The sequence below is a fragment of the Acinetobacter sp. YH12039 genome (assembly GCF_013420015.1).
In the GTDB taxonomy this organism is placed as follows: domain Bacteria; phylum Pseudomonadota; class Gammaproteobacteria; order Pseudomonadales; family Moraxellaceae; genus Acinetobacter; species Acinetobacter amyesii.
Genome location: NZ_VOZA01000006.1, coordinates 131,941 through 145,289 on the forward strand (window position 1 = coordinate 131,941; position 13,349 = coordinate 145,289).

At 37.7% G+C, this 13,349-nt stretch carries 7 protein-coding genes; 6 read left to right on the forward strand and 1 reads right to left on the reverse strand.

Annotated elements, in window-relative coordinates; genetic code table 11:
- The first annotated feature begins 127 nt into the window (after positions 1-127).
- The 4 genes from FTT98_RS04965 to FTT98_RS04980 all read left to right on the forward strand — a co-directional run bounded on the left by FTT98_RS04965 (position 128) and on the right by FTT98_RS04980 (position 10,078).
- The gene (locus tag FTT98_RS04965; protein WP_180041400.1) at positions 128-3,544 is read left to right on the forward strand and encodes a type VI secretion system Vgr family protein; all 3,417 of its coding nucleotides are present in this window, start codon (positions 128-130) and stop codon (positions 3,542-3,544) included.
- A 65-nt stretch (positions 3,545-3,609) separates the two neighbouring features.
- A complete protein-coding gene (locus FTT98_RS04970) occupies positions 3,610-8,397 on the forward strand; it encodes an RHS repeat-associated core domain-containing protein (protein WP_180177078.1) in 4,788 nt (1,595 codons plus the stop codon).
- 15 nt (positions 8,398-8,412) lie between these two features.
- A complete protein-coding gene (locus tag FTT98_RS04975) occupies positions 8,413-9,291 on the forward strand; it encodes a tetratricopeptide repeat protein (RefSeq protein ID WP_163146125.1) in 879 nt (292 codons plus the stop codon).
- Between the two features lie 43 nt (positions 9,292-9,334).
- The gene (locus FTT98_RS04980; RefSeq protein WP_180109949.1) at positions 9,335-10,078 is read left to right on the forward strand and encodes a tetratricopeptide repeat protein; all 744 of its coding nucleotides are present in this window, start codon (positions 9,335-9,337) and stop codon (positions 10,076-10,078) included.
- Positions 10,079-10,112: 34 nt separating this feature from the next.
- On the opposite strand, the gene FTT98_RS04985 is transcribed toward FTT98_RS04980, so the two are convergent.
- Positions 10,113-10,991 carry an IS982-like element ISAba4 family transposase gene (locus FTT98_RS04985; RefSeq protein WP_180042372.1) on the reverse strand — a complete coding sequence of 293 codons (879 nt, stop codon included), beginning with the start codon at positions 10,989-10,991 and terminating at the stop codon, positions 10,113-10,115.
- 286 nt (positions 10,992-11,277) lie between these two features.
- On the opposite strand from FTT98_RS04985, the gene FTT98_RS04990 reads away from it, so the two are divergent.
- Positions 11,278-12,210 carry an IS5 family transposase gene (locus FTT98_RS04990; protein ID WP_180042370.1) on the forward strand — a complete coding sequence of 311 codons (933 nt, stop codon included), beginning with the start codon at positions 11,278-11,280 and terminating at the stop codon, positions 12,208-12,210.
- Between the two features lie 60 nt (positions 12,211-12,270).
- A complete protein-coding gene (locus FTT98_RS04995; RefSeq protein ID WP_180042368.1) occupies positions 12,271-13,134 on the forward strand; it encodes a tetratricopeptide repeat protein in 864 nt (287 codons plus the stop codon).
- Positions 13,135-13,349: the final 215 nt, after the last annotated feature.

Consider the following 13,349-nt stretch of genomic DNA (forward strand, 5'->3'; position numbering starts at 1 on the left):
ATGTGGAAATTTGAATTTTTACTTACATAAAACCCAAAAAAGCAGGCAAATTATGCCTAGAAAAATATGAGTTTTTTTGATTAAATACCCCGCATATTTTATAAAAATCTGATTTTAGATAATAACGATGCTGAACAATATATATTCTGCAATTGAAAAATTGGGCATTAGTCCACAAAAACGTGCTTTGCATATTCAATTTTCCAATACCACGCTGAATGAACAAGTATTCTTGCAACGTATTGATGGGGAACATGCCTTAAGTGAAGGTTTGAATGTTCAGCTCATCTGTCTCTCAACTTCTGCCACCTTAGAACTCAAACAATTTATTGGTACACAAGTCGCAATCGATCAGGTAACCGATGCGGGTCAACTTTTTCGTATTACCGGGATCATTACAGAAGCATTTCAAGGCCAAAGTGATGGTGCATTAACGCTATATAAGTTGACCTTAGAAGATGCAACGGCATTATGGCATAAGCGTCGTAATAGCCGCGTGTTTATGAATAAATCGGTCAAAGATGTGGTCGAGATTATTTTTAAGGAATGGCAAAAAAAGAGCCCACTTTTTGCAGCGAGCTTAAGTTTGGACTTAAGTGGCTTAAAAAAAGAGTATGACGTTCGACCATTCATGATGCAAAGTAATGAAACCGACTATGATTTTATTACCCGCTTATTACGCAGTGAAGGCATTCATTGGTTGGTTGATGAAGCTCAATCTTTTGTAACATCGTCTGCGACACCCATAGCAGCCCAAAAGCTACGTTTGATTGATGATAATAGTCAATATCAAGCTTTGGAGCGACGTAATATCCGTTTTCATCGCAGTAGTGCGACTGAAAAAAATGACAGTATGACCAGTTTTATCGGTCAGCGCAGTCTGCAGCCGACGTCGGTACATGTGCAGCGGTGGCAGGCGGATGTGCTTGAACAGGACGAGGGTGGTGGTGCAGTACAAAGCAAGCATCTACATAGTCAAAATCAAGATAATGCGAGCTTAAGCTTAGAGCAGGCATGGCATGTGAGCCCTGCATGGATACAAGATCTGAATGGTGAAGATGCTGCAACTGCCTCTAATAGTGCTCAAGTTGAACGTCTCAATCAAAATTTTAGTGATTATTATGCAGCTCAAGCCAAACAATTTATTGCTAAAAGTACCGTGCGTGATACACAAGTTGGTTATTGGTTCAAATTGGATGAGCATCCAGAGATTGACCAGCATCGTGGTGCCGATCAAGAATTTTTGATTTTATCTAAGTCTTTTTATAACCAAAATAATTTACCCAAAGACTTAACCGATCAAGTTACACAACTGATCCATCAAAGTCAGTGGCAAGTCAAACAAAGCGATGCGGATGAACGCCAAGCCAATACCTTGGCTTTGCAACGTCGAAATATTACGACCGTTCCTGAATTTAATCCACTTACACATCGACCAGTAACACATCCACAGCGTGCCAAAGTTGTGGGTCCTGCCGGTGAAGAAATCCATGTTGATGAATGGGGGCGGATAAAAGTCCGTTTCCTATTTACCCGTTCCGATGATCATGTTCATGATGGCGGTGCAGGTGCGAATAATAATGACACAGACTCGGCTTGGGTTGATGTACTGACGCCTTGGGCCGGCGAAGGTTATGGCGCACGCTTCTTACCTCGAATTGGTGAAATAGTTGTCGTCGATTTCTTTGATGGCAACATTGACCGACCTTTTGTCGTGGGTCGTATTCATGAAGCGCAGCGTAGTCCCACTAAATTTGACAATAAAGGACAATTACCCGATACCAAAAAACTTGCGGGAATTCGTTCCAAAGAAGTGGCGGGAGAGGGTTTTGGTCAATTACGCTTTGATGACACCACGGGGCAAATTAGTACCCAGCTGCAAAGTAGTCATGGTGCAACACAACTGAATTTAGGGCATTTAAGTCATCCTAAAGAAAAAGCTGAGAGTGAAAGTCGGGGTGAAGGTTTTGAGCTGAGGACGGATCAATGGGGGGCGCTACGAGCTGGACAAGGTTTATTGGTGTCGACTTATAAACAGGAAAAGGCCAATGGTGAACATTTAGATGCAGAGATTGCAAGAACACAGCTGGAGACGAGTCATAGTAATAGTAAGTCTTTAAGTGATATTGCAAAACAACAAAAAACAGATGAAATTGAATCTGTTGAACAGCTCAAAGCTTTTGCCAGTGAAATAGAAAAAGATATCGCTAAATTTAAAAAAGCCATTCTTTTACTTAACTCAGTGGATGGTATTGCACTTAGTACACCAGAGGATATTCATTTATCTGCAACAGGCATGATCAACCAAATTGCCGGTGATAGCATTAACCTGAGTACGCAAAAAAATATTGTGGGACAAGCTTTAGGTAAGGTTAGCTTATTTGCAGCTCAAGGTGGTATTAAAGCAATAGCAGCGCAAAGTAAAGTCGAAATTCATGCACAGTCTGATGCTTTGGATATTTTGGCAAAAAAAGGAATTACGATTTCTTCTACTGAAGACAAAATAGAGATTAGCAGTCCTAAAGAGATTGTGATCACAGGAGCTTCTTCCCAAATTACTTTAAATGGCTCGGGAATTCTTGCTAAGACAGGCGGTAAATTTGAAGTAAATGCAGGGCAGCATCTATTTAAACCTGCATCGAGTGCAAGCAAGTCTACACAACTTCCTGCTTCAAACCCTTTGAAAGGTGCCTTAGAACTTCTTAAAAGTTATGGGGGGCAAGATTTCTTTAGTGGCACCGGTTTTAAAGTGATTGATGCTTTAGGTAAACAAGTTTCAGGGAAACTCGATGGCAATGGCTTTGCACAAGTTACAGGCATTGCACCGGGACCCGCGAAAGTGGAGTTTGATAAAGATCCACGCAGTGCGTGGGATCAGTCTAGTCACTTTAATCGCAACTATGATTGGGCGGAAAAAGTGGTACCAGGCGCTTCGGACTTTTTACAAAATACATTGGGTTCGTTGGGGCAAAATTTAACATCACAGTTAAAAGATAATCTCTTTAATTTAAATGCCGATTCTTTAAAAAATATCGGAAAAAATGCATTAAAAGATCTAGGTGGACAGGCATTAAATCAATTTAAAGACCAAGTCACCAACTCTGCACTATCTGCAATTTCATCGAAACTCAACTTGGGACTTTCTGCTTCACAAATGGCAAGTTTGGGTCAGGGTGCACAAGGCTTATCCAGCGTATTAGGTGGAAGTGGAATGAGTAACGGCATCGTTTCTGGGTCAACTGCTGCCGCAGTTCAGAACTCACAAGCAACCATTGATAAGGATATAGTGGGCCGTAAAATTTCTTATTCCACACGCGCATTGACTTATACGGAAACCATTCGAGAAGGCTCTGCAACGCCTACGAATGTGACAGCTGCACCAGTCGCAGTGCCTAAAGTGCCTGAAATAAAAGTAGCGGAAGCTGCACCAGAAAAAGCGATACCTGTCCTTGCTAGTGATGATGATTGGGTGGACCGGAAACAATATTCAAGTCCTTACCTCACTTACAGTGAAACCACACGACCGAAAAAGAACAATGGTTAGTACTTCATAAGAGCGACAGCAAAACACAATTTTAAATATTTAGAATTTGAGTAATAGGTTTTTACATGACAACTGAGCAAAATGTTCAACAAGAACAACAGACAACAACTAAGCCAGCAGTTGAACTGGCGATTTTTAACTTAGAGAGTGTGACGCATACAGAAGATCATAAGTTTATTGCACATCAAATTGAAAACTATTTAAAGCAATGTGGTAATACCAACTTAGGGCAGTTGAAAAGTCTTGCTAATGTACCAACGGTTGCCAATATTTTTGCACTTTCAGGTTCAGTCTTAGATTTACTATTGTTTTGTACTGAGCAAAAACAAGGTGAGTCAGGAGTACAGCAAGGCGCTTTACTTTGTATGAACTTGATTGGTTTATACTTAGAACCCAAAGCCGAAGCTCATGTACGAATGGCTTTACGTCCTTTATTGGGACTCATGGCTGAATGTTTATATCCGCAAAATGGTAAAGTCAAAGAAGCCGATATCCGTCGCATGTCTTTGCATTTAAATGCGCAAATGGCAGGGGATATAGAAAAATTCCTGACTGAAACACAAGCTAAATTACCTACCTTGCTTTCAGGTGCAAGCACATTGGGTATATCCATACTCTCAGCCTTTGCAACTGAAACGAAATCAGGACTGGTATCACCAACCATTAATTTTGGCGCAACTGCCGAAAAACGAGATCCAGCGGAACAATTTAGTAACTGGACGAAACCGCTGATTGATCTGACACAAACCAGTGCGCTTGCTAGTTTGATACCGAAACTTAAAAAGCCAACAGGGGTCACATCTTTACAGTTGGAAGCACAACAAGCACAATCGCTTTTACCGAATCTAATTCAGCAACAAGCAAATACAGGTACAAAATATAGTATTGCTTGGTTGATACAAGAAACCTTAAAAGCCATCAAAAAACAAGGCAATAAAGCCAGTGCCAGCGTTCCTTTAAATCAAACTGGTGAGCATGAGCAGCATACAACAGGTGATACTTTAGAGTTTTTAACTTTACAGGCCGATGCACTGAATAATCCGCCTTGCCAAGGAGCTGACTCACAATCTAAGCACAGTATCAGCTATTCCATTGGCGCAGAACGAGTCAATCATACTGATTTCTACTTACCCAAAGTGGGCTTTAGCTTCAGCCGTCAATATAATTCGCAAATGCATGAGTTTGATGGCAGCATGATGGGCGCGCGTTGGATGATGCCTTTTTCGAATGTCATTAGCCAAAATAAAAATGGCTACTTATTTATAGACAGTAATGGGCGCAAGCATCAGTTGCCTGAGTCAATCCTGTATGAAGCATACACGGTGCCTTATGAAGGCTTTACGGTAGAACCTTTAGAAAATGAAGATTTGCTACTAAACTTTGGTTCAGCGTGGAGTTTCCATTTTCACAGCTTTAATGGCGGAAAACACTATCAGTTGATTCAGCAATTCAATGAAGAAACAGATGAAAAAGTTGCTTTAAGTTATTTACTATTTGAACAGCAGGCTTATCTGCAAAGTATTGATTTTCAACTGAAGAAAGCTAAACACCAGCTCAAGTTTGCCTTTAATGATCAAGTAAAAGTTATCGCTGCTTTTGTGGATGAACAGGCAGAGCCAGTGTCACGTTATGAATATGATACGCAAGGCAATTTAATTAAGGCTGTAGATCAAAATGGCCATGTACGCAGCTATGAATATAATGATGCGCATCAGCTGACCCGCTATACCGACCGTACTGGTCGTGGGCAAAATATCCGTTATGAATCAAAAGAGGCGAATGCCAAAGCCATCGCAGAATGGGCAGATGATGGTAGTTTTAAAACACGTTTGGAGTGGCACCCGAGACTGCGCCAAGTTGCTGTGTACGATGCTTATGATGTGCCAACCTATTACTACTTTGATTTAGACGGTTTTACTTATCGCACACGCTTAGCTGATGGCCGAGAAAAGTGGCTCTCTCGTGACAGTCAAAAACGCATTACCCGTCAAATTGATTTTGCAGGCCTAGAAACCGAACAAATTTATAACGAGCAAGATCAGTTGGTTAAAATCGTACAGCCGAATGGTGGTATGATCCGCTTTGCATATGATAAAGCAGGGAATTTAACTGAGACTAAAGATCCAGAAGGGAATATTTGGAAAAAAGAATACGATGCGGATGGTAATGTCACCAAGGAAATTAATCCTTTAGGTTATAGCACGCAATATAAATACAACAACGATAATCAAGTTATAGAAATCATTGATGCCAAAGGCGGCGCTAAAAAAATTCAATACAATGATTTGGGACAAATGACCGCATATACCGATTGTTCAGGCAAAGAAAGTACTTGGCAATACGATGAAGAAGGGCAACTCAAAGAACAACAAGCCGCAGACCAAACAGGTGTGCAATATATCTACAGTTCAGAAGGAAAAGACAAAAGCCAGCTTAAAGCTATTGTCTACCCTGATGGTTTAAAAGAACAATTTGAACATGATGAAGAAGGACGCTTGCTGAAGCATACGGATACTACAGGTTTAAGTACACAGTACCGTTATAATGCTGTGGGTTTGCTCGAACAGCGTATAGATGCGAATCGTCATCAAATAGGCTACCAATGGGATCAGCAAGGCCGTATTCAAAAGCTGATCAATCAAAACCATGCAGAATATTTATTTGAATATAACCGTTATGGTCAATTGGCACGTGAACAGGCCTTCGACGGCGAAGAAAAATATTATAGCTACAATGAAAACGGTCAGCTGTTCCAAATCCGTCAGCCGAATGTGTTTACTCAATTTGCATATTTTGCTGATGGCGCAATCGCTTCAAAAACTTATACTCATGTACAAACTCGTGTAAGTCAAACAGAAGAATTTGAATACAACCTGAATCATCAGTTGAGTAAGGCGAGGAATAAAGACAGTCAAATCGATTTTTATCGCAACGCGCTTGGCCAATTGGTTCGTGAGCATCAGCATTATAAAGTGCCGCATTTAACTCCGCTGACGGCTGTGCTGCGTTATGAATATGATGTGCTGGGAAATTTAACTCAAACGATTCGCCCTGATGGACAGGTTCAAAGCAATTTGAGTTATGGTTCAGGGCATATTTATGGCATTGCGTTAAATAAAAAAGACATGGTGGCATTTCAGCGCAATGACTTGCACCGTGAAACAGCGCGGATGCTTGCCAATGGATTGGTTCAAAGCAAAAATTATAATGATGTAGGCTTACTCAGTTCGCAGCTGATTCAGCCAGAGCAAGAGACTCTAGGGCGAGTACAGCATCAGGCGGAACGGCAGTATCATTATGATCAAAATTATCTACTCACTCAGGTGGATGACAGCCGTTTAGGCAAGCTGAATTATCAATATGATGCGGTTGGCCGTTTGATACAGAGCCAAAGTGTGCATAAAACGGAAAGCTTTGCTTTTGACCCTGCGGGGAATTTGATTGACCCGATTGCCACGCAGGCATCTCAAGTGAAAAGTAATTTGATTGCTCAATATAAGGGTAAAAACTATAAATACGATGCGCAAGGCAATGTAATTGAAAGCAGCCATGCAGGTAAAACATTAAAACTGACATGGGATAACCTGAACCGTTTGATCCAAAGTGAGCTTAATGGTCAGGCGACTGAATATGGTTATGATGTATTTGGAAGGCGTTTATATAAGAAAAATCAAAATGCGCAAACCCTGACCTTATTCGGCTGGGACGGTGACCTGATGATTTGGGAGTCACAGCAATCTAATGACTTCGAAGGAAACTACACCAAGCATTATGTCTATGAACCGCAGAGTTTTGTACCGTTGCTGCAAACGGGCTATACAGGTTTTATCAAGCTTTTAGAAACTCCAGATTATGCTCAATTTCAGCATGAAGATTATTCGGTTTATAAAGATCCGATATGGAAAACTGAAACACGAAAAAATAAAGCTGAATTGGAGCGGGTACTTTTTTATCACTGTGACCAAGTTGGTACACCGCAAACATTGAGCAATGAGCTAGGTGAATGTATATGGGAAATTAAGCAGGATGTATGGGGTGAAGCTTTAGAAATAAAGGCTTCTCATAATTTACTTGAGCAAACCAATATTCGTTTCCAAGGGCAATATTACGATAGTGAAACTGGATTACATTATAACCGTTACCGTTATTATGAGCCGTATAGTGCGAGATATGTAAGTAAAGATCCTATTGGACTAGCTGGCGGACTTAATAATTTAGCTTATGTAAGTGATCCGAATCAGTGGGTAGATCCGATGGGGTTAACTGAATGGACTGGTTCAAGTTATCAAGTTAGTGTTCTTGCCGGAACAGGAATTAAATATGATTTAAGATCCCAATGCCTAAATAATGAAAGAGGTGTCGCATCAATAGTTGTTGGTGGTGGCTCATATGGGCGGGGGGGCACTTTAGGAGCGGCAGGAAGTAGATCAGTAACTTTTCATGACCCATATGATGGTGTTTATAAAGACGCATTGAATGGTGGGTGGGGAGATGTAAGTGCTAGTGTTGTATTATTTAGAGGTATAGGTTTTGGTAAAACTGGTTTAGGTGAAGCATCTAGTGATGGCTTAATGTCGACATATGATAGAGGAGTCGCTGCTAGTGCTGGAATTTCAAGTGGACATGTTATACCTAGTTTATCTAGCTATAAGGTTGAAGCTTGTTTTACAAATGACCCACGTGGGCCCATTTGTAATGGTCGAAATGGTAGATGTGAAAAAAGTGTACCTAAACCAAAGCCCCGATCATATATCGATCCCAAAACCATTCCTGAGTATGATCCTCGCTCTCATGCACATATTCCGCCAAATAATGTCAACATTAATGACATTTTTAACAAAATGAGTTTTTAAGAGGTTATGTACAAAATGCTGAAAAAGAAATTATTAGTGAGTCTAGCTGTAAGTATATGTATTACTGCTTGTAATGCTTCAAATACATCATCTGATTTAAATATGACATTTGAACAAGCTGAGCAGTTAAGATCACAAGCAGAAGCTGCACCATCAAACTCTGATGAAAAGAAAGAATATTATAAAAGACTCGAACCTATTTATGAAAACTTGGCAAAAGAGGGTAATAGTGATGCTCAACTAATATTGGCAGATATTTATTTTAAAGCGCTGAGTGGAACTTATGATACTAAAAAATCATTTGAGTGGACAAAAAAATCGGCAGATAATGGAAATGTCTCCGCTATGTATAATACTGGTTTTAAGTACTACACTGGAACTGGAGTTCAAAAAAGTATAGAAAATGCAAAAAAATATTATCTTAAAGCTGCTAAGTTGAATGATGTTGATGCAATGGGCTCTATAGGCTCTATTTATATTGAAGAAGGAAATATTGAAGAAGGGTTAAATTATTTAAAAAGTGCAGCCGAAAAAAATGATGCTCTTTCATTATTTGAGTTAGGGTTGATATATTGCGAAGGTGTGGTTGTTAAACAAGACTATAAAATTTGTAATAATTACTGGGAAAAATCTGCATCATTAAATAATGCTGAGGCTGCTTTAAATTTGGGTATTAATTTGATAAATAGTAATGGTATCACTAAAGATGTGGATCGAGCTATTAAGTATTTTGAATTAGCTAGTAAAATGAGTAAAGGACAAGCATCTTATAACTTAGGGGTCATATATTCATCTCCAGATTATAATAAGTTAAATGAAAGTTTATCTCAATTTTACTTTAATAAAGCATATGAGCAAGGCATCTCAAGTGCAAAAGAAAAGATAAAACAGTAAGTATTCAAATAATTTTCTGTAATTTATAAGAGATAGCATAATAATGCTCAAAAATAAAGTTCTGTTTATTTCCGCTATAAGCATTGTTATATGTAGCTTAATTGCTTGTACAAATTTGAATAAACAGGACAAGTTCCCTACGCTCGAGGAAGAGTGTAAATTAGCAGGAAGTAGTAGTAAGCAGTGTGAAATTCTTAATTTAAAAGATTTATCCTTAGATGAAAAAGAGAATCTAATGGGATGGGTCTATCTAAATGGGTTAGATAATATCAAACCTAATTATGATAAAGCTTACTATTGGTTTGAAAAGGCTGCAAAAGCTAATAACCATGAAGCTATAAATTCATTAGGTATGATTTATTTTGCTGGGTTAGGAAAAGATAAGGATTTTCAAAAGGCTGAAGAATGTTTTTTAGAAGCAAATAGGTATGGTAACAAAGATGCTAAATTGAACTTGGCAGAACTATATAGAGTTAAAGATTTTGGTCGATCACCAGATTTTGAAAAAGCAGAGCGTTGGTATTTATTAGGAGTCCAAGATAATCCTTCACGGGCATATGAGGGGTTATCAAAAATGTACTTGGATCAGGAAAACTATGAAAAGGCATTTAGTTTCTCTGGAAAAGCTGCTGAACTAGGTAATCCTGAAGCACAATATAATTTAGGGGTTTTCTTTGAGCAAGGCGTGTATGTAAAAAAAGATAAAAAGCAAGCTGAGTTTTGGTATGAAAAAGCAGCTAAGCAAGGACATTTGAACGCAATTAATAATTTAAATATTCTTAGATAAAAATAAATGGAAAGGCTTCATTATGTAACCCCAGTTACGGATAAGCCAAAGATTTAATCACATGAATTTTAGGCTTATTCTTTTGGCAAAGTTGATACGCACATAGTGAAGAAAATACGCCTGCTAAAAAACCAGCAATCGAACGATGTTTACTCGTAACTAAGTGATATTTTTCTTTCAATAATCCTATCAATGTTTCAATTTTTTTACGTTGTCGTAGATGAAATTCATCAGAAAATGGCAATAAGGTCACTCTCATATTTTTTCTTGGATAAGTAATTAAATCAATGCCTTGCTCTTTAAGTGTTTCTTTCAATGGTTGGCTAATGTAGCCTCTATCACCATAGACCGTTGCTGATAAGCCATTCACTAAATCCTCAACTTTTTTAAGATCAGCAATATGTCCGTTTGATAAATCTGAATTTACAATTTCACCCTCTTGATTCATCAGCAAGTGTAATTTGCAACCATAAAACCAGCCCATCGTACTTTTACCACGAGAAGCAATCTCATCTAAAGCATGATGACCTTTAGGGATTCTTTTATTTTTACAAACAGGTAAAGGTGTTGAATCAATCCATAAATATGAACTTTCATCTTTTTGGCTCAACGCATAAAGCAAAGCATGAATAGCAAGTTGGTGCTGATTGATGAGGGTAATCAGGTTTTTATAACAAGGCAAGTCTTTAAAGAGTTTGCTTTCAAACTGACAAAGCAAGTTAAAAAACATCTTAAAATTATGTACTTGAGATGTTTTATAGTAGATGGAGATAGCCACAATTTCTGATAAAGATAGCGTTGCTTGTCTGATACGTTGACGTTTGTTTTCTTGCTTGAGAAATTGCCAATAGATGGGTTCAAATTTTTTGAAAAAATCATCAACAATACAAAAAATTTCTGTAAAATCGTACATGGTAGTTAGAGCCTTTGGGTTGTGTCGTAACTTTCTAAATGGCTCTAACTACCTTTTTTTCAAGGGCTTTTCTTATCCGTAATTCGGGTTATGTAATCATTTTTATCATAATGAAGCTTTATTTTCTGGGGTTATATGAAAAGATACTGTTTGATAGGTTTTTTAAATAAAATTATTTTCTTGTTTTTGTAATTAAAGAGAAAAGTATTAGCAGGTTTTTTTATTTCTTACCGGCTTTGTTGCACAAACCTATCTGTAAAGGCTTTTTCAGCGATATAATTTTCAAATGAAGAAGCCTACACACAAAATCTATCGCACAACCAATTGGCCCGCATATAACCGAGCACTCATGAGTCGCGGAAATATTGCCATTTGGTTTGACACTAAGACCCAGTGGTATGCACAATCACAAGACAAACATGGACGAAATCAAACTTACTCCGATACTGCTATTCAATGCTGCTTAATGATTAAATCCTTATTCCTTCTATCTTTACGTATGGTCACTGGCTTTGTGCAAAGTCTGATTAAACTTTGTGGATTAAATTGGACCGCACCAGATTACAGTACGCTTTGCAGAAGACAAAAACATATTGATATTGCGATTAGTTATCAAAAAAGCAGTGGTGGGCTTAACTTGCTGGTAGACTCTACCGGTCTAAAGTTTTTAGGTGAAGGTGAATGGAAAAGGAAGAAACATCAGCCTGAATATCGTCGTCAATGGCGTAAATTACATATTGGTATAGATGCTAAAACTCTCCAAATACGTGCAGTTCAGCTTACAACTAACAATGTAAGTGATTCACAGGTACTTGGTGATTTACTCGATCAAATTTCCTTAGATGAACAAATCGATTCTGTTTATACAGATAGTGCTTATGACACAAAACGATGCCGTCAGGTCATTGCAGATCGGCAAGCGCATGCGGTGATTCCACCTAGAAAAAATGCGAAACCATGGAAAGATACAAAGAGTAGCTCGCGAGAGCGAAATGAATTACTTCGAACAGTTACACGTTTAGGCAGGACATTATGGAAAAAATGGTCCGGCTATCATTGCCGAAGTTTGGTCGAAACTAAGATGCATTGCATCAAATTATTGGGGGATAAACTCAGTGCAAGAAAATTTGATAGCCAAGTCAATGAGATCCATGCACGTATAGCCGTGTTAAATAAATTTACCGAGTTAGGTCAACCACATACCCAAGTTATGCCTTAAATTTGAGTAGATATGGGCAATCTTAATTTTTACATCTTTGTGCAACAAAGCCGATGAAAGATGAAGAAAAGAAAAAAAACAAATGAAAGGTTAATTGGTATGAATTTATTTAAGTTGATTTTTATTATTTTAATTATTCCATTATTTTCTTGTGCTAAAGGTGAAAATAATATCTTGGATGAGGAGGCTGGAATGTATAATTTTAAAAAAAATGAATCAATTGTATATGAAATAAATGATTTATTTCATGCAAAAAAAACCAAAGAGGCTTTTTATTTGATTTCTAGTTATTCACATAAGTTTAATGTAGATGAAAAAGTTGGAGTGGGAGCAATATTATATTCAAATGGATATTATAAGTTGTCAAAATCGTATTTTGAGGATGCATCTTTCGCTGGGAATCCCGAGGCTTTTTATCGGCTTGGTTATTTTTATAATTATAATGAAGACGAAAAAGATGTTGAACTGGCAATAAAATATTTCAATTTATCAATTGAAGCTGGATATTTGAGTTCTTATATTAATCTAGGGGAAATATATTTATTTGAAGATGGTTTTGTGAGTTTATCAACTGCTAGATTTAACTTTAAAAAGGCTGTGAGCTTGGGGTTTATGAATGGTTATTATGGGTTGGGAGAAATTAATTTACGTGAAGGTAATTTTTATGAAGCTAAGAATGATTTTGAAAAATTAAAGAAATATGGTTATTTGTTAGAGTATTATGATGGATGTGTAAATTTATATTCAAAATATGAAGATTCAGAATTTTACGATATAGATTTGGCAAAAAAATATATTGATCTTATAATTCTTCTTATAGATGATCCGAGAAAATATGAAATTATAGCCGATTTTTACAAAGGTGATCATAAGTATCGAGATCTGAATAAAAGTAATTACTATTCAGAACTAGAAAAATATTAAAATTATGAATGGGAGGAGTTAGGATGGCTTAAGTATCCTTATTCTTCCCGTTGAAAAATCAAAACCAACCTTATTATTAGTTCAAGACGGCTTTGTTGCACAAACCTATCTGTAAAGGCTTTTTCAGCAATATAATTTCAAAATGAATAAGCCTGCCTCTAAAATCTACCGTACAACCAATTGGTCATCCTATAACCGAGCCTTAATTAACCGAG